Here is a 21,283-nt window from a genome sequence, read left to right as displayed (position 1 = left end):
ATAAAATGAATAAAAAGGACTAAATTAGAGGGGGAGTACACATGGCAGAAACAACTGTTAGTAGAAAAACGACAAAATTAAAACATCCACCAGGGCTGTATCTATTATTCTTTACAGAAATGTGGGAAAGATTTAGCTATTATGGAATGAGATCATTACTAATGTTATATTTAACAACTAGCTTTATACAAGGTGGTTTAGGATATGCACTTGGTACTGCATCTATGATATATGGATTATATACAGGGTTTACATACTTTACTCCAATTATAGGAGGGTACTTAGCAGATAGATTTTTAGGCCAAAAGCTTTCAATAGTTTTAGGTGGAGGAATAATGGTTGTAGGTAACCTAGTGTTATTTGGTGTTTCAGGTCATATAGGGTTATATATAGGACTAGCCTTATTAATAATAGGGAATGGATTCTTTAAACCTAATATTTCAACAGTAGTAGGACAATTATATCCAGAAGGCGATAGCAGAAAAGACTCGGCATTTACTATATTTTATATGGGAATAAATATTGGTTCATTAATAGCACCAATAGCTTGTGGATTACTTGCTGAAAATATTTTTGCCAATAAAATAAATGGACAAATAGTTCAATATGGATTCAAATATGGATTCTTAGCAGCAGCTATTGGGATGATAATTGGACAAATTATATTTGTTACACTAGCACCTAAGTACTTAGGTCATTTAGAAAAGAAAAAAATGACTAAAGAACAAAAAGTCGTTGAGAAAAAACCTTTAACAAAAAGAGAAAAAAGAAGAACAATTGCAATATTCATATTAGCAGCATTTGTAGTATTCTTCTGGGCTGGTTTTGAACAAGCTGGAAGCTCACTTACAATGTTTGCGAAAGATTTAACTGATAGAAATATATTTGGAATGACACTTCCAGTATCATGGCTTCAATCATTAAATCCAATATTTGTATTACTTCTTTCACCAATATTTGCAAAGATATGGTTTACTCTTGCAAATAGAAAGAAAGGGGACATGAAGGTTCCAACAAAGATGGCACTTGGAATGATAGTTCTTGGATTAGGATTCTTAGTAATGGTATTTGCTACTATGTCAATTGGAAGTGCTGAAAATCCATTAGTAAAAGCTAGTATATGGTGGCTTGTAATAACATACTTCTTAAATACAGTAGGAGAATTATGTTTATCACCAATAGGATTATCAATGGTAACAAAAATAGCACCAGTAAAATTAGCTTCATTATTAATGGGGGTATGGCTTGCAAGTTCAGGAGTTGCAAACATACTAGGTGGATTTATTGCATCTAACTTAGAAGCATTTGGAGCGAGAGAAATTTTTGCACTGATATCAGGAGTATGTATAGTACTTGGGATAGTATTATTATTGTTTAGCAATAAGATTTCTAAGATGATGGAATAGACGGTGTAATTAAAAATGATAAATTAAAAATTGAGAATTGAGAAGGAGCTTAGATAGTAGCTCCTTCTTTTTGTATTTAAAGTAAGTTTTTTGATGAGATGGAGAGAGAAGATTTAAGGAAAGATTAATTTATTTATGGGATTATTCATGATATAGTGATTTAAAATGGAGAATTATGAGAATAATTCTAAATGAGACTCTATTTAGAAGTGAGGTTTGGGGTATGAAGAAATTTTTAAAAATAATAGCGATAATACTTTGTATAATAATAGCTTTAATAGGAGGAACTTTATATTATTTTAGAGGTCAAATAGGATTTTATATTAATGTGTATAAAGAGTATCCTATATTAAAAGATAAGCTTCAGTCAGTGGCAGTTTCTAGCAATACTGATATGAATAAAATGATAGATGCTAAAGAGGTAGTTTATAAAAAAGACAAGGAAAAGGATGTAACCTTAGACATATATGAGGCTAGAAAAAAGCTTAAAAATGGTACGCCCGTAATACTATATGTTCATGGTGGAAGTTGGATATATGGAAATGCTAGTATACCTACCTTTATGGAACCTATATTAGATATATTCAGAAACGAGGGTTTTACAATAATTAGTGTTAATTACACAAAAGATACTAAAGAAATAGATTTTGAAACTCAGGTTTCAGATGTAAAGGATGCTATAAGGTGGGTAAATAAAAACGCAAAGGAATATGGATTTAATAAAAATGAAACAGGAATTATAGGTGCATCAGCAGGGGCACAATTATCATTAATGGCAGCTTATACAGATAATAATATGTTTAACAGTTATGAGCCATTAAAAGATTATTCATCTAAAGTCAAATGGGTAGTTGATTTATTTGGTCCAACAGATTTAAAGGGGTTAAACATGAATATAGCTAAAGGTGACTTGAAAAAAGCTATTGATAAAAGAGAACAAAACCTTAATGGTAGAAATAATATAAATGAATATATGGAAGAATATAGTCCTATAAATTATGTGAAAAAGGGAATGCCAAGTACTCTTATTATTCATGGTGAAGAGGATAAGATGGTACCATTTAAAGATTCTGAAGAACTTTATAAAAAGCTTGAAGAGAGTGGAAACAATGCAAAGCTTTTAAATCTTCAAAACTGTGGGCATGATTTAAGAAATATAGATAAAGAGCAGATGATGGAATTGTCTATAAAATTTGTAAATTTTATAATTTTTAATACAGATTTAAGATAGAAGGGAATATATTTATAAGGAGAAAAGAAAAGGAGGGAAAATTGTGAATGAGAGAGATTATATAAAAGGAAGAGAGTGTTTAGTAGATTTATATAATAGCAAAAACACAGAGGATTACGAAAGCTTTGATGCAGATGAATATGAAAGAATAAATAATATAAAAGGTTTAGTCTTGAAAAATTTTAAGAATTTAGAGCTTATAGATGAAGCCTTAGATATAGATAGAAGAACAGAACTTACAGAGAAATTATTAAATAAAGGGTATAGTATAGGACGTGGGGCTTTAAAATATAATGATTTAGAAGCACGAATAGATATAATAGAAAATACTGCGTATGGCATAAATGTATATGTAATTGATACATCTACAAAAGTAAGTGAAAAAAGTAAAAGAAAGTGCGAGTTTATCCAATATATATGTGAAAAACTTCATATACAGATAGAAAAGATGATAGTAATCCATATAGATAATACTTACGTTAGAGAAAAAGACTTAAATCTTAATTTACTATTTAAAGGGGAAAGTTTAAAGGTAAGTAATGGAGAGGAAATTGAAGAAAAGATAAATGAAATAAATGATGTGATTAAAGGAAAAAAAGTTCAGGTGGATTTGAGTGTAGGATGTATACAGAACCCAAAATGTAAAGGTCTTTCAATATGTTTTCCAGAGGTTTTGAAAACCGATATATTTAAAATTGATGGAAGAAGTATAGGAAATGAAAAAAAGATAGAATATTTCAAAAATGGAATAAAAACATTTAGAGATGTAAAAGAAAAGCTTACTCCTAAAAATAAGTTTAAGATTATGTTAGATGCAGAAATAGAAAATAAGCAGTATCTAAATAAAAAAGAAATAGAAAAATATTTATCTAAGATAGAAAAATTCCCACTATATTTTTTAGATTTTGAAACTTTTCAAGAAGCAGTTCCAAGTTATGAAGGCCGAAGACCGTATATGCAAATTCCTTTTCAATACTCTTTGCATATATTAAGTAAGGATGGAAAACTTACTCATAAAGAGTATTTAGGTGAAGAGGGAACAGATACCACTAGACCCTTTTCAGAAAGCTTAATTAAAGATATAGAGGATGATGGTGGGCGAATAGTAGTTTATAATGCAGGATTTGAAAGTTCAGTTATAAAAAATATGGCAGAAATGCATAAAGATTTAAGAGGAAAGCTTGAAGAGTTGAATAAAAGAATAGTAGATTTAATGATACCATTTAAAGAAAAGCATATTTATAGAAAAGAAATGGGGTTTAGTTATTCTATAAAAAAAGTTTTACCAAGCTTATGTGGAAAAAGCTTTTCTTATGAGGGGCTAAATATAAGTAATGGAGAAATGGCAATGAAGGCATTTCCAAATCTTATTAAAAAAACAAAGGAAGAAAGAGAAGAGATAAGAAAAGACCTATTAGAGTATTGTAAATTAGATACTTTAGCAATGGTTAAAATATATGAAGAACTGAAAAAGATAATATAAATAGAGAGTACAGTTTTGTACTCTCTATTTTAGTCTTGTATGAATTTTTTGCATATAAAAAGCAATTAAAAGTGTTAAGCCGTAATCATAAATAAGAAATACGAATTCACTAATTATTAAAAGGACATATAGTGGAAACTCTGTAACCACAGGTCCTAAAATACTAATGAAAATAAAATAGTAAATAAATATAGAAATATTGAAAAATACTAATTTTATTAATATTTCAGTGGGTTTATGATGACGTTTTTTCTCAGCTAAATACTTAATAACACCATATAGCCCAAAAAATATTGTATACATAAGAGCAACTTCTAAATTAATCAATAAAAGAGATAAGATAGAAGAGCCTATATATACAGTCCATGCAGTTTTTAAATTACATTTAATTAACGCTACAGGAACAAATAAAGAGGCTACTGTAAGTAATGTTAAAGTATTTATTTGTATAAGTTGTGCTAAGTAAAGTACCACTAGGGTTAAAGCTATAAGGATTCCTCCAGTAGTAATATATGAAGCTTTACTCTTTCTCATAAAAAACTCCTTTTAATTAACAGCAGCCGATAATATCGCCACCACAACATTCACAAAGAGAATCAAGACACCAAAGATCCATACAACAACTACAAGCATTCATTCCATTTACATTATTAGTGTTATATGGATTAGAATATCCTCTATTTCTTTGAGTTAAGTTGCTAAGTGCTTGCCTATATTCAAAATTATTTGGGTCCATTTGAACAGCTTGATTTAAATAATTAAGAGCAGAATCAGCACGCCCAAGAGAAAAATATGTAATTCCCATTAAATAATGCCACTCAGCATTGTGATTTTGGATTGTGCTAAGCTTATCTAAAGCTAAATTAAAGTTTCTATTTTGAATAAGCATTCTTATTTCAGAAAATTCATTTGTATTAGAATTAGCATTTGAATAAGAGCCATTAGTAGATGCATTTTTCATTAAAGTATCATAAGCATCATTAATTTCTCTTAATTTCTCGTTAGCAAGTTCTTTTAATGGATTATCTGTAAATTGGTCAGGGTGATATTTTTTTACTAAAGCTCTGTACGCTTTTTTTATTTCATCTTGTGAAGCGCCTTCTCTAACGCCTAAAACCTCATATGGATTCATTATTAAATTCACTACCTTTCATTGAACAAGTTTTATTTTTATTTATAATTTTTGTGTACCTATCCATCATACCTAATTCTATGATATTTTTTATTATATCATTATTACGTTTTAATGGAAGTTTATAGAAGTAATCTCTACATGTACATGCACTGCTTAAAATACTAAATTCTAATCGTTCCTTTATATTAGCTAAAAGGTCAGAATAATTTAGATTTTCCCTATTATATAAAAAATTAAGTGGATTAAACTTATTTTTTTCTATATCTTCTTCTAAATCATCAAGAGCATCAATAAGATAAATCCATTTTCCAAGTGAATAACCAAAGTAATAAAGGTCTTCACGAAGGTCAAAAGAATCATTTCTAAGTGAATTTGGATACATCATTAAAATGTTTCCTACTATTTCAGCAAAAGGATGACAAATATCATCTATAGAATTGAAATCTTTAGAAGATTCAAGAAGAGCGAGTTCCTTTAAGGATTTCTCAATCTTTTCATTAATTACATTTATTTTAGATGAAAACTTTTTTTGATAAGGGCTTAAAAAGAAAAGACTTGCCTTACTTTTAAAAGTTTTATCATCAGTAAAATCATCTAACATTTTATAATAAAATAAAGATACATTCATGTTAGCTGCATAATCAACAGCAGAATTACTTACAATAACAGGCTTTTTTTTAGCTGGATGAACAAAGCATCGTAGCATTTTAGCCTGTTCTTTTTCATCTATTAAGCCATCTAAGAAAAGAGATAAAAAAGTCATATCATAATTAAGTGCCATTCTAGGTAAATTACCAAATTGTTTTTTTATAGAATGACAAAGCCCACAATAATAACCATTAAATAAATTAAACTCTTTTATTTTAAGCTCTGGCTTTAATGGAGTAACATATCCAAACAATAAAAACACTCCTTTAAATTTAAGTATAAAAGTATTATACAATAAAAAAATCTTAATAAATAGATAAATATCTAATTTTTAGACAGTATAAGGAGAACAAAGGATATAAAACTTCATAATATATAATATATGAATAAATGTGGTGATATTATGGAAATAAAAGTATTAAAACGAAATTTTCAAATTGAAAAGTTAGAAGAAGATAAAATTCAAACAAGTATAAGAAATACAGGTATTGATATAGGACTTTGGTTAAGTTCAAAAGAGATAAAAATAATAACTAAGGCAGTATTCAAAAAAATAAAAGAGATAGCCACTAAAAAAAATGAGGAAAATGAATATATTGTTAGTATATTTGAAATAAGAGGAATAGTTATAGATACTTTAATAAAGCTTAGATACATTAAAGTAGCTGAAGCTTATATAAATTCATTATTTTAAAGTAATTAACTATAATGTATAATAATAGGTGAAAAGGGTAAAAAGGGAGAGACGAGAAGTGAATTTATTAATAGTATTGGGTGGGAGTATAATACTTTTGGTAGCAGGAATTAGTTTTATAGGGCTACTAGGAAGTGAAAGAGATACAAAAAATATAGGATATAGAAAAAAATGATGTGAAAGACTGCAATATATTTGTAGTCTTTTTATTTTGGGAAAAATTTAAAAATAAAAGTTTTAGATAGCGAATTAAGTTAAGAGGCATACTATATATAGAAGATATTTGTAGGAGTTGAATTTGTGATGAAAGTAAAGAAAACTTTTGCAGCAGGTTCTATAGGCATAGCTTTAGTAAGCGTATTAGGATTAGCTTTATATATTATTGCAAAAGAAAAAATAGAAGTTAAAGAAGTTTAATATAAAGCTCTAAAACCTAAGGTGTTTTAGAGCTTTTCTTTGCATATTATGTAAAGAAATGGGGAATATAAAGAAGAAAATATATTAGGAGGAATTAACTTTGGAAAAAATAAGAATAAATAATATTGATATAGCATTTGAGGGTGAAAAAACAATTTTAGAATTAGCAAGAGAGAATAATATACAAATACCTGCTTTATGTTATTTGAAGGAATGTTATCATAAAGGGATTTGTGGAATGTGTTTAGTTAAAATTGAAGGGAAGGAAGGATTTTTTAAAGCTTGCTCAACAAAAGCAGAGGATGGATTAGTTGTAAGCTCTGAAGAAGAAGAGATAAAAGAAGAAGTAAAGAAAAAGGTCTCGGAACTTTTAGATAAACATGATTTTAAATGTGGCGGATGTAAGAGAAAAGAAAACTGTGAATTATTTAGATTAGTTATAAAAACTAAAGGAAGAGCAACAAAGCCATACATAGCAAAAGATGGAGTTGAGTATTTTGATGATAGAAGTCATGCATTACATTTAAATAGGAATAGATGTATAAAATGTGGTAGATGTGTAGCTATGTGTAGAGAAGAAACTACTACAAAATCAATTATATTTCATGATTTAGAAAATGGAGAAAGAATAGTAGGCCCACGAGAATTAAAATGCTTTGATGATACGGGATGTCTTCTTTGTGGTCAATGCTTAACAGTATGTCCTGTTGATGCATTGCAAGAAAAATCACATATAGAAATGGTAGAAGAGGCATTAGCGGATGAAAATAAACATGTAATTGTAGCAATGGCACCAGCTGTTAGAGCTGGATTTGGTGAAATGTTTAATATGGGCTTTGGAGTTGATGTAACAGGAAAGCTTTATACAGCAATGAGAGAGGTTGGATTTGATAAAATTTTTGATATAAACTTTGGAGCAGATGCAACAATAATGGAAGAAGGAACAGAATTTATAGAAAGAATAGAAAAGGGAGGACCTTTTCCTATGTTTACTTCATGTTGTCCAGGATGGATAAGACTTGTAGAACATTATTTCCCAGAGTTAATTCAGAATCTTTCAACAACTAAATCACCGCAACAGATTTTTGGTGCAGCAAGTAAAAGCTATTATCCTCATATAGCAAAAATAAAACCAGAAAATATTTTTACAGTAACAATAATGCCATGTATAACAAAGAAGTTTGAAATGAATAGACCAGAGATGGAGAACGACGGAATAAGAAATATAGATGCAGTATTAACAGCAAAAGAACTTGGAAGAATGATTAAAAAAAGAAAAATTGATTTTGAAAATTTAGAAGAAAGTAGTGTAGATGAAGCTATGGGAATGTATAGTGGAGCAGGAGCTATATTTGGAGCAACTGGTGGAGTGATGGAGGCTGCACTTAGAACAGCTATGGATAAACTAGAAGGAAAAAGTTTAGAAGATGTTGATTATACAGAAGTTAGAGGATTCCAAGGAATAAAAGAAAGTATTATAAAAATAAAAGGAGAAGACCATAAAATTGCAGTAATAAATGGAGCTAAAAACTTTTTTAAATTTGTTGAAGAAGGAAATTTAGAGAAAGGATATAGCTTAGTTGAAGTTATGGATTGTCCTGGAGGATGTATAAATGGTGGTGGTCAACCACAGGTTTCATCTTTAGATAGAGAAAAATTTGACTTTAAAAAATTAAGAGCAAGTGTTTTATATAATCAAGACGCAAATGTTGTTAAAAAGAGAAAATCCCATGAAAATGAAGCAATAATAAAAATGTATGAAGAATATATAGGTGAACCAGGAAAAGGAAAGGCTCATGAATTATTCCATACAACATATAGAAAAAGATAGAAGTGAAAAGTCCTTTTAAGTAAGGACTTTTTTTATTAAAAAATAAAGTATTAAAAATATTTACAAGATATAAATAAAGATGGAATAAAAGTGAATAAAAAATTACAAAATATTAAAATTAAAGAGGTAAAGGTTTAAAAGTATAAAAGTTAATACAAAATTAAAATAACTTTCCGTGAATATTAATAAAAAAATAGTATTCTTACTATAATATTGAAAATCAGGGGAGACTATTATGAAAAACAATAAAATTTCTATGTTAATTGCAGCAAGTATGACAATGGCTACAGCAATAGTTGCAAAGCCAGCAACAGCAAGCTTTGGAGCAACAATACATCATAAAGAAATTAAGCAAAAAACTAAAAGTTTAAAGAAAAGTGATAGTGAATCGAATAAAGAGGAAGAAACAGGAAAAGAAAGCAATCTAAAAGGATTACAACTTCAAAAAGTAAATATATTAACTGGAAAAGTAATAAAAACAACAAATGAAGAAAATGCACAAGAATTGAATGTTGTTTTTAACGGTTCAAATCATATGACATATTATAATGGGAAGAATGTAAGTCCTGATATGGAGCAAACAAAATTTCATTCTAAAACTCAAGAAAAGCTATATAAATACTTAATGAATCCTAATAATAGATGGGCAGCAGAAAATCAAGCTATAGGATTACATGATGGAGATATTTATAATGATTGCGTATTCTTCCTTTCTTCAGCACTTAGGAATATAGGAATAAATATTCCAGACAATATAGGATATACAACAAATCTTATGAATGAATTACAAAGCTTAGGATGGGAAAAGGAAACAGATTTAAGTACGTTAGAAGCAGGAGATATCTGTTTTGCAGGAACTGCACATACGTATGTATTTATGGGATGGGCAAATAAAGAAGAAGGCATCGCATGGGTATGTGACAATCAATTCTCATGGTTTGGAACAAACTTTCATCCAAGAACACAACATAGTGAAGTTAGTGAAGATGTAAGTCCAACTACATGTTATTATAGACTGCCAAGCACATATACAGTTGGAGGAAATCCAAATAAAGTGGACATGCCTATAAATTATGATTATAAAGTAGGAACAGTAAATGTTTCAGATTTAAATGTAAGAAACAGTGCAAGTTTAAATGGAAGCATTATAGGAACTGTATCTGAAGGAACAAGAGTTCAAATTTTAGGACAAGCAGGTAGTTGGTATAAGATAAATTATAATGGTCAAACAGCATATGTTTGGGCAAATTATATAAATGGAAGTGCACCGAAAATAAGCAAACCATATAATATAACTGGAACTAAAGAGTCAACTACAACAAATGAAAATCTAGGAACTGGAATTATTGATTTTAATGGAAATACACATACTGCAGTACAAAGTGGACCAACATGGAATTCCACATACTTAGGGGATTTAGAAAATGGAACAAAGGTAAATATTATCGGAGAAAGTGGAGATTGGTACAAGGTTCAAAGTGGAAATAATATAGTTTGGGTATTAAAGTATAGAGTAAATATACAAAAGGCGAAAAAAACAACTCAAACAGTCAAAAAAGTAGATACAATGAATAATGGAAAAGTCTTAGGAAATGGTGTTATAGAATTTAAAGGAAATACACATACAGCAATACAAAATGGACCAACATGGAATTCGAAATATTTAGGAGACTTCCAAAATGGAACAAAGGTAAATATTATTGGAGAAAGTGGAGATTGGTACGAGGTTCAAAGTGGAGATACTGTAGCATGGGTATTAAAGTATAGAGTAAATACAATTTTAAATGAAAAAATATTAAATACTGGAGTTATAAACTTTGAAGGAAATACACATACAGCAATACAAAATGGACCAACATGGAACTCAAAATATTTAGGGGACTTCCAAAATGGAACAAAGGTAAATATTATTGGAGAAAGTGGAGACTGGTATGAAGTTCAAAGTGGAGATATTATAGCATGGGTATTAAAATATAGAGTAACTACAAATTCAAATAAGCAAACACAGGTAAAGCCTAGCAAAAAGAAAAGTGATACTACAACAAATGAAAAAATTAATGGAGTTGGAATAATTCAATTTAGTGGAGGACCATTTACAGATATACAAAGTGGACCAACATGGGAGTCAAACTTTGTAGGAGAGTTAACAAATGGAACTAAAGTTTCAATAGTTGGAGAAAATGGAGATTGGTTTGAGATAACAAATGGAACTGGAACTGCATGGGTATTGAAAAATAGAGTATCAACAAGTGTGAATATGAAAGTATTAGGTACAGGAATAGTAGACTTTGCAGAAGGACCATTTACAGATATACAAAGTGGACCAACATGGGAATCAAATTTCGTAGGTGAACTAACAAATGGAACTAAAGTTTCAATAGTTGGAGAAACTAACAATTGGTTTGAAATAAAAAATAGTGATGGGGTAGCTTGGGTTCTTAGAAATAGAATAAACACAATTTTAAATGGAGATGTATCAGGAACTGGTTATATCAATTTTAGTGGAGGTCCATTTACAGATATACAAAGCGGACCAACATGGGAGTCAAACTTTGTAGGTGAACTAACAAATGGAACTAAAGTTTCTATAATTAGAGAAAGTGGAGACTGGTATGAAATAAAAAATGGAGATGGGACTGCTTGGGTGTTGAAAAATAGAGTGGACTCTGGAATTGGAGAAAAAGTAATCCAAACAGGAATCGTAAATTTTGAAGGAAATACACATACAGCAATACAGAGTGGACCAACATGGAATTCAGATTATCTAGGTGATTTACAAAATGGAACGGTTGTAAATATAATAGGTGAAAGTGGAGACTGGTATAAAGTAAAAGATGGAGCTGGAATTGCATGGGTATTAAAGTATAGAGTAAATACTAAAGCTCATCAGGTTTTAGGTGAAGGGGTAATAACATTTGCAGGAGGACCTTATACAGATATACAAAAAGGACCAGCTTGGGATACGGGGTTAATTGGAACATTAACAAATGGAACAAAGGTAACTATTACTGGAGAACAAGGTGAATGGTATGAAATTGAAAATGGTGATGGGGTAGCATGGGTATTAAAAAACAGAGTTAACACAAATCTTAATGAGGGATTGAATCCTATAATTAAGACAGGATATATAAAGTTTACAGGTGGGGATTTTACGGATATTGTTAGTGGACCATCATGGAATTATAATTTTGTAAATGAATTAAATAATGGAACTAAAATAAATATTGTAGCGGAAAATGGGAAATGGTATGAAATACAATATGGAAATGGAACAGCATGGGTATTAAAAAATAGAGTTAGTTTTGAAAAACCAAGTGGAAATACAACATATAAATACGTTAATTATGGAACGTCTATGAGTAATTATGTAAATGAAGAGGTCCAAAATTATGAGGATTGCTTTGGAGGAGATTTAAGTCAAAGTCAAATAAATAATGCAGAAGAGGCTATTTCAAATGCAGTAAATCCAGCAGATGCACAGACAAAATATGAATTCTTAAGAGTTGATAGATATAGAGCTGTAAACTATGAAAAATTCCAACAACTTTTACAAGGAAAAGGAGTATTTTCAGGGCAGGCACAAGGGTTTATAAATGCAGCTAAAGAGTATAATCTTGATCCAGTATATTTATTAGCACAATCAGCACTTGAAACTGGTTGGGGAACTAGTAATTTTGCACAAGGAATAACTATAACACAAATAGCAAATGAAAATGCACCAATATATCAAAATGGAAATTTAGTAGGATATCAGATGATAAACCTACCTAATCCAGTAACTGTATATGATTTATTTGGAATTGGAGCAGATGATTCAAATGGATATTTTCCAAATAAGGCAACTGTTTTAGGTACAACATATGCTTATAACCATGGTTGGACAAGCGTGGCAAGTGCATTAAAGGGCGCAGCACAATTCTTGTCAGCAAATTATGTTCATAATTCAGATATAGCACAAAATACGCCATTTGAAATAAGATATATAAATGCACCGGCAGGAGATATTTGGCACCAATATGCATCAGAAGTGAATTATGGAGAAGAAATTGCAAGTATAATACAAGAAAACTCAGATTTATATTTAGATACAGATAATTTCACATTTAATATACCACAATTTTCATAAGAGAGAATTTAGAAATAAGCTTATTATTAAATTAATAGGCTTATTTTTATATTAAATCGTATTTATTGAATATTAAACTAAATTTAATAAATTTACTAAATATTTCTAAATAGTTCATTGAATTTTAATCTTGAAATGATAACTTATACATAAGTATTAAAATGAAGTGAGGTCAAATAATGAATAAAACAAAAGTTAAATCTATTATAGCTGTTGGTTGTATAATAGGGGCTTTAATTACAATAAAACCAATGGAATCTTATGGTCAATCATTACATCATACACAAGCTACAGTAAAAGAAAAAACTAGTGATATAGGGAAAGAAAATACAAAAATTGAAAAAGAAAAAGCAAGTGTAGAACTTAGACAGATAAATATTTTTACAGGTCAAGAGGTAAAAACTACACAAAAGCAAAGAACACAAGAGTTTAGTATTATATTTAATGGAGATAATCATAGTAGTTATTTTAATGATAAAAATCTAGGTCCTAAAATGAGACAAACAGATTTTCACTCTAAGACACAAGAAAAATTATACAATTATTTAATGAATCCAGATAACAGATGGGCAGCGGAAGACCAGGCAGTAGGAGCTCATGGTGGAATATTAGAAAATAACTGTGTGTTTTTTGTTTCATCAGCCCTTAGAAATATTGGAATAAAAATACCAATGGATATTGGATATACAACTAATTTAGAAAGAGAATTAACTTCTTTAGGTTGGGAAAAAGAAACAAATTTAAGTACTTTAGAAGCAGGAGATATATGTTTTGCAGGGCAAGCACATACTTATGTATTTATGGGATGGGCAAATAAAGCTGCGGGTGTAGCATGGGTTGCAGATAATCAATACTCATGGTATGGTTCAAACTTCCATCCAAGAGATAAGCATGAGGTTCCAGCAAATGATACGAGTAAAACAACATGTTATTATAGATTACCAGGCAATGTAGATATTGGTGGACCAGATAATGTTCCAGATATGCCGGAAAATTACAACTATACTATTGGTACATCAAATGGTAGCGTTAATGTAAGAAAAAGCCCAACTACTGATTCAAGTATAGTTGGAACATTAACTTATGGAGAAAGAGTTAAGATAGTAGGTCAAACTGGAGATTGGTTTAAGATTAGATACAATAAGCAATATGCTTATGTATATGCACCACTAATAAATGGACAAGCACCTAAATTCTCAAGCCCATATGAAAATGTAACTGATTTAAATCAAAAGGGTTATATAGATTTTGATGGTGGAAATTATACAAGTAGCCAAGATGGACCAACTTGGTACAATAAAAGTGTAGCGGATATATATAATGGAACTGCAGTAAAAATAACTGGAGAAGCGAATGGTTGGTACAGATTAAACTACTATACTAGCAATGGGAATTTATCACAAAAATCAGCTTGGGTGCCAAAATACAGAGTTTCAATATTAAATAATGAAATTGAAGGAATGGGAACTGTAAATGGAACTTCAGGAAATTATACTTATGCAAGAACAGGGCCATCATGGGCAGGTACAAGTACTGTTGGAAGTATAAATAAAGGTGTTACAGTAAATATACTTGGAGAAAGCCATGGCTGGTACAAGGTAGCCTTTGATGGAAAAGAGGCATGGGTTCCAGGAAATAGATTAGATACATCATTAAATAAAAATGAAAAGCCAATAAGTAGTGGAGTTATAAATAACGGAACTGTAGGGTATACTTCAATTCAAGGTGGACCATCATGGAGTGATGATTGCATAGGAAGTTTAAATAATGGAACAAAAGTAGAAGTTGTCTCAAGTTATAATGGATGGACTGAAATAAACTATAAGAATGCAACAGGGTGGTTACCAAGTGATAGATTACAAGGTTCAAGTGTAGTGGGAATAGGAACTGGAACTGTAGATTTCCAAAACGGACCATACACATATGTAGTAGATCAAAACTCATGGAATGGAAATGTTTTAGGTTCAATAAATAACGGAACAAAAGTAACAATACTGGCTAAAAAAGCAGGTTGGTATAAGATTGAATATAAAAACGGAACTGGGTGGGTACTTGGAAACAGAATAAACACAAGCTTAAACTGTAATCAAAAAGTATTATCAGAAGGATATATAAATAATGGTTCTGTAGGATACACATATGTTCAAAGTGGACCAGCATGGAATGATGATAATATGGGAAGCTTAAATAACGGAACAAAAGTAGAAGTTGTCTCAAGTTACAATGGATGGACAGAAATAAACTATAAAGACTCTACAGCATGGCTTCCAAGTGATAGAGTTTCAAAATCACAGCTAGTAGGAATAGGAACAGGAACAGTAGCTTTCCAAAATGGAGCATACACATATGTAGTAGATCAAAACTCATGGAATGGAAATGTTTTAGGTTCAATAAATAACGGAACAAAAGTAACAATACTAGCTAAAAAAGCAGGTTGGTATAAGATTGAATATAAAAATGGAACAGGATGGGTACTTGGAAACAGAATAAATACAAGTTTAAACTGTAATCAAAAAGTATTATCAGAAGGATATATAAATAATGGTTCTGTAGGATACACATATGTTCAAAGTGGACCAGCATGGAATGATGATAATATGGGAAGCTTAAATAATGGAACAAAAGTAGAAGTTGTCTCAAGCTACAATGGATGGACTGAGATAAACTATAAAAATTCTACGGCATGGCTTCCAAGTGAGAGAGTTTCAAAAATACAGTTAATGGGAACAGGAACAATAGATTTCAAAAATGGATCATACACATATGTAGTAGATCAAAATTCATGGAGTGGAAATGTTTTAGGTTCAATAAATAACGGAACAAAAGTAAATATACTAGCTAAAAAAGCAGGTTGGTATAAGATTGAATATAAAAATGGAACTGCATGGGTACTTGGAAATAGAATAAATACAAGTTTAAATTGCAATCAAAAAACTATAAGAACAGGAAAAATAGACAATGGTTCTGTAGGATACACATATGTTCAAAGTGGACCAGCATGGAATGATGATTATATGGGAAGCTTAAATAACGGAACAAAAGTAGAGGTTGTCTCAACTTATAATGGATGGACTGAAATAAATTATAAAAATTCTACTGCATGGTTACCTAGCGATAGAGTTAAGTAGGGAAAATAGAATTTAGGTATAGATAAAATTTTACAGGTATATAAAATTTAAAATGGACAAAAACTATAGATAACCTTCATAGGCAGAAGGTTAGGGTTTAGTATTGGGAGGCTACATGGATAAATGTAGTCTCTTTTTAGTAAATTCTTAAAAGCGTGGTAAAGATATTTTTACCACGCTTTAATTATTTTTTGCATTTAAAAGAAAGGTTATAAATACAGATTATTAAACAAAGAAATAAAATAAAAAGTTGAAGGCATAAAATAAGAAAAAAAGTTTTAAATATAAATGAAATTAAAGTAAAAAATAATATAGAAATACCAGAATATAAAAAAGGTTTTCCAACAAAAATAGAAACTTTATCTTTATCATGGATATTAGGGTCAAAGTTACTAAGCATATCACCAGCATTAAATTTTACCATAACCCCTCCAAGGAGTGTGAAAAGTCCACCACCTAAAAATCCAATTATAAGAACTGCTAAAAAGTTTTCATTCATAAGATAAATAATCTCCTTTACAAAGTACATTGAAATATTTAAATAATATATTCGACATATTACTTAAAAAACCTTTAAAGTTAAAAAAAGTAAAATAAATTCATAAAATACGAATAAATAAAACTTAAAATAAATAAAAAGTTTGTTATATAACGAAATATAAATAAAAAATTAAGAATAAAGTTGACTTTGTAAAAAACTGGTGCTATCCTAAAATTACCAAGGGATAATATGTAAAAATAAAGAATCGGTATTATTGGAGGGAAAAAGGAATGGCTTTAGTTAGAACTATATTTGTTGAAAAAAAAGAAAAGTTTGATGTAGAAGGGAAATTACTTTTAGAGGATTTAAGAGAAAATTTATCAATCCAAGGATTAAAAAAGGTAAGAGTTATAAACAAGTATCTTATTGGTGATATAAGTGAAGAGTTTTATAAAAAAAGTATAAAAACTATTTTTTCAGAATTACCTGTAGATAATATTTATGAAGAAAATTTAAGTTTAGACCTAAATGAAAAAGTTTTTGGAGTAGAGTTTTTACCAGGACAGTATGATCAAAGAGCAGATTCAGCAGAAGAATGTTTAATGCTTTTAACTAGTGGTGATAAAATAGCTGTAAAATCAAGTAAAGTTATAGTTTTAAATGGAGACATAAATGAAGAAGAATTTTTAAAGATTAAAAAATATTATATAAATCCAGTAGATTCAAGAGAAGTTAATATTTATGATAAAGAACTTCAAAGCAATCATAATGAGCCTTCAATGGTTCAAACTTTAGATGGATTTACTAAAAAAAGCTTAGAAGAAATAAAGCTATTCCATAAAGAATTAGGCTTAGCTATGACATCTGAAGATTTAGAGTTTATAAGAGGATATTTTGAAAGAGAAGAGAGAGATCCAAGTATTACAGAAATAAAAGTTATTGATACTTATTGGTCAGATCACTGTAGACACACTACTTTTTCTACGAAGATAAAAGAAATTGAAATAGAAGAAGGAAAATATACAGTGCCAGTAAAAAAAGCTTATGAAGCTTATATAAAATCAAGAGATTTTGTTTATGGAAATGATACTACTAGAGATATAAACTTAATGGATTTAGCAGTTATATGCATGAAGGAATTAAGAAAGAAAGGATATGCAGAGGATTTAGATATATCAGATGAAATAAATGCATGTTCTATAAATATAAATGTAGAAACAGAAAAAGGGATAGAAGAATATCTTTTAATGTTTAAAAATGAAACACATAACCATCCAACAGAAATTGAGCCATTTGGAGGAGCAGCAACTTGTCTTGGTGGAGCAATAAGAGACCCATTATCAGGTAGAACTTATGTATATGGAGCTATGAGAGTTACAGGTTCAGGAGATCCAACAGTAAAAATTGAAGATACTTTAAGTGGAAAATTACCACAAAGAACAATAACACTTGGAGCAGCTAGTGGTTATAGTTCTTATGGGAATCAAATAGGACTTGCAACAGGACAAGTTGATGAAGTATATCATCCAAATTATAGAGCAAAAAGAATGGAAGTTGGAGCGGTTATTGCAGCAGCACCAAAGGAAAATGTAAGACGTGAAGAGCCAAGCCTTGGAGATATAGTAATTCTTTTAGGTGGAAAAACAGGAAGAGATGGAATTGGTGGAGCAACAGGTTCTTCAAAAGAGCATAATGAAGAATCCATAAATGAATGTAATGCAGAAGTTCAAAAGGGAAATCCTCCAACAGAAAGAAAGATTCAAAGATTATTTAGAAATAAAGAAGTTACAAGAATGATAAAAAGGTGTAATGACTTTGGAGCTGGTGGAGTTTCAGTTGCAATAGGAGAACTTTGCAGAGGACTTGATATAGATTTAGATAAAGTACCTAAAAAGTATGAAGGCTTAGATGGAACTGAAATCGCAATATCAGAGTCACAAGAAAGAATGGCAGTTGTAGTTGAAAAAGAAAATGTAGAAAGGTTTATAGAACTTTCTAAAAAGGAAAACTTAGAGGCAGTAGTAGTAGCTAAGGTTACTGATACAGAAAGATTAAGAATGTATTGGAGAGGAACTTCAATAGTTGATATAAAAAGAAGCTTTTTAGATACAAATGGAGTTACAGGAGAAACTAATGTAACTGTAAAAAATCCTAGTGAATATCTATTCAATAAGGAAAATGTAAATGTTAAAGAAGAGTGGATAAAAACTTTAAATAATTTAAATGTTTGTGATAAAAAAGGATTAATAGAAAGATTTGATTCAACTATAGGAAGTAGAACAGTTTTAATGCCTTTAGGTGGGAGATATGCTAAGACTCCTGCTGAAGGAATGGTATTTAAAATTCCAGTAGAGCAAGGTGAATGTAAGGATGCTTCAATAATGACATATGGATTTAATCCAGAGCTTTCTATGTGGAGTCCATTCCATATGGCATATTATTCAGTTATAGAATCAATTACAAAATTCTGTTGTATCGGCGGAGATTATAAAAAAGCAAGGTTAACTTTCCAAGAATACTTTGAAAAATTAGGAGAAGATTCAAAGAGATGGGGAAAACCTTTTTCAGCACTTTTAGGTGCATATAAAGCACAAATGGATTTAAAAATCCCAGCAATAGGTGGAAAAGATTCAATGTCAGGAAGCTTTAAAGATATTGATGTACCTCCAACACTTGTATCTTTTGCAGTAGGAATGATAAAAGCTAAAGATGCAGTATCACCAGAGTTTAAAGAAATAAATTCAAAAGTGGTTTTAGTTAAATCAGAAAAGATAGAAGATGGAACTTTAAATACTGAAATGTTTAAAGCTAACTTAGAAGGCTTAAATAAGCTTATATTAGATGGAAAAGTTTTAAGTGCATATTCACTTAAGTTTGGTGGAGTATGTGAAGGCTTAAGCAAAATGTGTCTTGGAAATAATATTGGAATCCAAGTGGAAAATTTAAGTAAAGATGAGTTATTTGGATTTAACTATGGAAGCTTTATATTAGAAGTTAAAGATTTAGATATATTAGAAGGTTTAAATTATAAATTAATAGGACAAACTGTTGAAGAAAAAGCTATAAGCTATAAAGAAATGGATATAAAACTAGAGTTAGATGTAGTAAGTACAGAGTATGAAAGAAAGCTTGAAAAAGTGTTTAAGAGAGAAACTGAAAAAACTTCAGAAAAGGTTCAAACTGTTCTTTATGAAGGAAGTGGAAAAAAATCACCTATTATAAAGGTAGCTAAGCCAAGAGTAGTAATACCAGTATTCCCAGGAACAAACTGTGAATATGATTGTGCAAATGCTTTTAGAAAAGAAGGAGCAGAAGTTTCAGAAGTTGTTTTAAGAAATTATAGCAAAGAAGCTCTTTTAGAATCTATAGATGATTTAAAGAAAGAGATTGATAGAGGACAAATTATAATGCTACCTGGAGGATTCTCAGCAGGAGATGAGCCAGATGGGTCAGCTAAGTTTATAGTAAATGTTTTAAGAAATGAAAAAATAAGAGCATCAGTAATGGAACTTTTAAATAATAGAGATGGATTAATGCTAGGGATTTGTAATGGCTTCCAAGCCTTAATGAAGCTAGGATTATTACCTTATGGTGAGATTTGTGACATTGAAGAAGATATGGGAACTTTAACTTATAACAATATAAATAGACATATGTCATCAATGGTTAGAACAAAAGTTGTATCTAAAAAATCACCATGGTTTAATGAAGTAAATTTAGGAGATATTCATAGTGTTCCAATATCACATGGAGAAGGAAAGTTTGTAGCACCAGAAAGTTTATTAAAAGAACTTATCAAAAATGGACAAGTTGCAACACAATATGTGGACTTAGAAGGAAGAGTTTCTATGGATATGCCTTATAATCCAAATGGCTCAAGCCTTGGAATAGAAGGAATTACAAGCCTTGATGGAAGAATATTAGGTAAGATGGCTCATTCTGAAAGGATTGGAGAAAATCTTTATAAAAATATAGATGGAAATTTTGATCAGAAGTTATTTAAATCAGGAATAAATTATTTTAAATAAAAAGGAGTGTATTTTATGAAAGTAGCAATATTTTTTGGTAGTAAGTCAGACACAGAGGTAATGAAGGGAGCAGCTAGTGCTTTAAAAGAGTTTGGAGTTTCTTATAAAGCTTTTATTCTTTCAGCACATAGAGTTCCAGAGAAATTAGAAGAAACTATAAAAGAAATTGAAGACTTAGGATGTGAAGTTATTATTGCAGGAGCAGGTCTTGCAGCACACCTGCCAGGGGTTATAGCATCTCAAACAGTACTTCCAGTTATAGGAGTTCCTGTTAAAGCTGCAATAGGTGGAATTGATTCACTTTTATCAATAGTTCAAATGCCAAAATCTATTCCAGTTGCAACAGTTGGAATAAATAATAGTTACAATGCAGGAATGTTAGCGCTTCAAATGCTTTCATTAAAATATCCAGAGATTAAAAATAAATTAGTAGATTTTAGAAAAGATATGAAAAGAAAATTTATTGAAGAAAATGGTGAAGGAGTGGAATTATAATGGTTAACATGTATGAAAAACTTTATGAAGGAAAAGCAAAACAAATTTTTAGAACTGACAATGAGGAAAATGTAATAGTTCATTATAAAGATGATGCAACAGCTTTTAATGGAGAAAAGAAAGCATCAATTGAAAATAAAGGTATTTTAAACAATGCAATAACTTCAATGATTTTTGAAA

At 29.9% G+C, this 21,283-nt stretch carries 14 protein-coding genes; 10 read left to right on the top strand and 4 right to left on the bottom strand.

The annotated features are described in order from the left end of the window. The first annotated feature begins 41 nt into the window (after positions 1-41). From ACRC28_RS13815 to ACRC28_RS13805, 3 genes are all read left to right on the top strand, one after another. Positions 42-1,406, top strand: a complete 1,365-nt coding sequence (locus tag ACRC28_RS13815; RefSeq protein WP_438544029.1) for a peptide MFS transporter — start codon at positions 42-44, stop codon at positions 1,404-1,406. Positions 1,407-1,629: 223 nt separating this feature from the next. Then, positions 1,630-2,637, top strand: a complete 1,008-nt coding sequence (locus ACRC28_RS13810) for an alpha/beta hydrolase fold domain-containing protein (RefSeq protein ID WP_438544028.1) — start codon at positions 1,630-1,632, stop codon at positions 2,635-2,637. 43 nt (positions 2,638-2,680) lie between these two features. Continuing rightward, positions 2,681-4,120: a DUF2779 domain-containing protein gene (locus tag ACRC28_RS13805; RefSeq protein WP_438544027.1), complete on the top strand. Its 1,440-nt coding sequence runs from the start codon at positions 2,681-2,683 to the stop codon at positions 4,118-4,120. Between the two features lie 24 nt (positions 4,121-4,144). Here ACRC28_RS13805 and ACRC28_RS13800 read toward each other — a convergent pair whose 3' ends face one another. Genes ACRC28_RS13800 through ACRC28_RS13790 form a run of 3 tightly spaced genes read right to left on the bottom strand, consistent with a single transcriptional unit; the run spans position 4,145 to position 6,156 of the window. Continuing rightward, positions 4,145-4,654: a hypothetical protein gene (locus ACRC28_RS13800; protein ID WP_438544026.1), complete on the bottom strand. Its 510-nt coding sequence runs from the start codon at positions 4,652-4,654 to the stop codon at positions 4,145-4,147. 16 nt (positions 4,655-4,670) lie between these two features. Beyond that, positions 4,671-5,252 (bottom strand): J domain-containing protein, encoded by a 582-nt coding sequence (locus ACRC28_RS13795; RefSeq protein ID WP_438544025.1) that lies wholly within the window; start codon positions 5,250-5,252, stop codon positions 4,671-4,673. Continuing rightward, positions 5,239-6,156 carry a DUF5685 family protein gene (locus ACRC28_RS13790; protein WP_438544024.1) on the bottom strand — a complete coding sequence of 306 codons (918 nt, stop codon included), beginning with the start codon at positions 6,154-6,156 and terminating at the stop codon, positions 5,239-5,241. Before ACRC28_RS13790 ends, ACRC28_RS13795 begins: the two co-directional genes overlap by 14 nt. A gap of 129 nt (positions 6,157-6,285) precedes the next feature. Here ACRC28_RS13790 and ACRC28_RS13785 point away from each other — a divergent pair, with 129 nt between their 5' ends. The 4 genes from ACRC28_RS13785 to ACRC28_RS13770 all read left to right on the top strand — a co-directional run bounded on the left by ACRC28_RS13785 (position 6,286) and on the right by ACRC28_RS13770 (position 16,099). Then, positions 6,286-6,597, top strand: coding sequence for an ATP cone domain-containing protein (locus tag ACRC28_RS13785; protein ID WP_438544023.1), 312 nt, complete (start codon positions 6,286-6,288; stop codon positions 6,595-6,597). 517 nt (positions 6,598-7,114) lie between these two features. Next, the gene (locus ACRC28_RS13780) at positions 7,115-8,845 is read left to right on the top strand and encodes a ferredoxin hydrogenase (protein WP_438544022.1); all 1,731 of its coding nucleotides are present in this window, start codon (positions 7,115-7,117) and stop codon (positions 8,843-8,845) included. A gap of 235 nt (positions 8,846-9,080) precedes the next feature. Next, on the top strand, positions 9,081-12,971 hold the full coding sequence (locus ACRC28_RS13775) for an SH3 domain-containing protein (protein ID WP_438544021.1): 3,891 nt from the start codon (positions 9,081-9,083) through the stop codon (positions 12,969-12,971). A gap of 179 nt (positions 12,972-13,150) precedes the next feature. Next, positions 13,151-16,099, top strand: coding sequence for an SH3 domain-containing protein (locus tag ACRC28_RS13770; protein ID WP_438544020.1), 2,949 nt, complete (start codon positions 13,151-13,153; stop codon positions 16,097-16,099). Between the two features lie 184 nt (positions 16,100-16,283). On the opposite strand, the gene ACRC28_RS13765 is transcribed toward ACRC28_RS13770, so the two are convergent. Continuing rightward, complete coding sequence (locus ACRC28_RS13765; protein WP_438544019.1) at positions 16,284-16,598, bottom strand: DUF3784 domain-containing protein; 315 nt, start codon at positions 16,596-16,598, stop codon at positions 16,284-16,286. A 272-nt stretch (positions 16,599-16,870) separates the two neighbouring features. Here ACRC28_RS13765 and ACRC28_RS13760 point away from each other — a divergent pair, with 272 nt between their 5' ends. The 3 genes from ACRC28_RS13760 to ACRC28_RS13750 form a co-directional block, all read left to right on the top strand. Next, complete coding sequence (locus tag ACRC28_RS13760) at positions 16,871-20,608, top strand: phosphoribosylformylglycinamidine synthase (RefSeq protein WP_438544018.1); 3,738 nt, start codon at positions 16,871-16,873, stop codon at positions 20,606-20,608. A gap of 15 nt (positions 20,609-20,623) precedes the next feature. After that, the gene (purE, locus tag ACRC28_RS13755) at positions 20,624-21,103 is read left to right on the top strand and encodes a 5-(carboxyamino)imidazole ribonucleotide mutase (RefSeq protein WP_438544017.1); all 480 of its coding nucleotides are present in this window, start codon (positions 20,624-20,626) and stop codon (positions 21,101-21,103) included. After that, a partial coding sequence (locus ACRC28_RS13750) for a phosphoribosylaminoimidazolesuccinocarboxamide synthase (protein ID WP_438544016.1) occupies positions 21,103-21,283 on the top strand: 181 nt, incomplete at its 3' end. The genes purE and ACRC28_RS13750, both read left to right, overlap by 1 nt.

The organism is Clostridium sp. (assembly GCF_051650885.1).
In the GTDB taxonomy this organism is placed as follows: domain Bacteria; phylum Bacillota; class Clostridia; order Clostridiales; family Clostridiaceae; genus Clostridium.
The sequence above is the reverse complement of the archived record's forward strand: the minus strand, read 5'-3'. Positions and strand labels throughout refer to the sequence as shown.

Bases quoted from the DNA above. Each gene is read 5' to 3' on its own strand.
- ACRC28_RS13815 (WP_438544029.1), top strand. From the start codon at position 42: ATGGCAGAAACAACTGTTAGTAGAAAAACGACAAAATTAAAACATCCA.
- ACRC28_RS13810 (WP_438544028.1), top strand. From the start codon at position 1,630: ATGAAGAAATTTTTAAAAATAATAGCGATAATACTTTGTATAATAATA.
- ACRC28_RS13800 (WP_438544026.1), bottom strand. From the start codon at position 4,654: ATGAGAAAGAGTAAAGCTTCATATATTACTACTGGAGGAATCCTTATA.
- ACRC28_RS13795 (WP_438544025.1), bottom strand. From the start codon at position 5,252: ATGAATCCATATGAGGTTTTAGGCGTTAGAGAAGGCGCTTCACAAGAT.
- ACRC28_RS13785 (WP_438544023.1), top strand. From the start codon at position 6,286: ATGAATAAATGTGGTGATATTATGGAAATAAAAGTATTAAAACGAAAT.
- ACRC28_RS13775 (WP_438544021.1), top strand. From the start codon at position 9,081: ATGAAAAACAATAAAATTTCTATGTTAATTGCAGCAAGTATGACAATG.
- ACRC28_RS13770 (WP_438544020.1), top strand. From the start codon at position 13,151: ATGAATAAAACAAAAGTTAAATCTATTATAGCTGTTGGTTGTATAATA.
- ACRC28_RS13765 (WP_438544019.1), bottom strand. From the start codon at position 16,598: ATGAATGAAAACTTTTTAGCAGTTCTTATAATTGGATTTTTAGGTGGT.
- ACRC28_RS13760 (WP_438544018.1), top strand. From the start codon at position 16,871: ATGGCTTTAGTTAGAACTATATTTGTTGAAAAAAAAGAAAAGTTTGAT.
- purE (WP_438544017.1), top strand. From the start codon at position 20,624: ATGAAAGTAGCAATATTTTTTGGTAGTAAGTCAGACACAGAGGTAATG.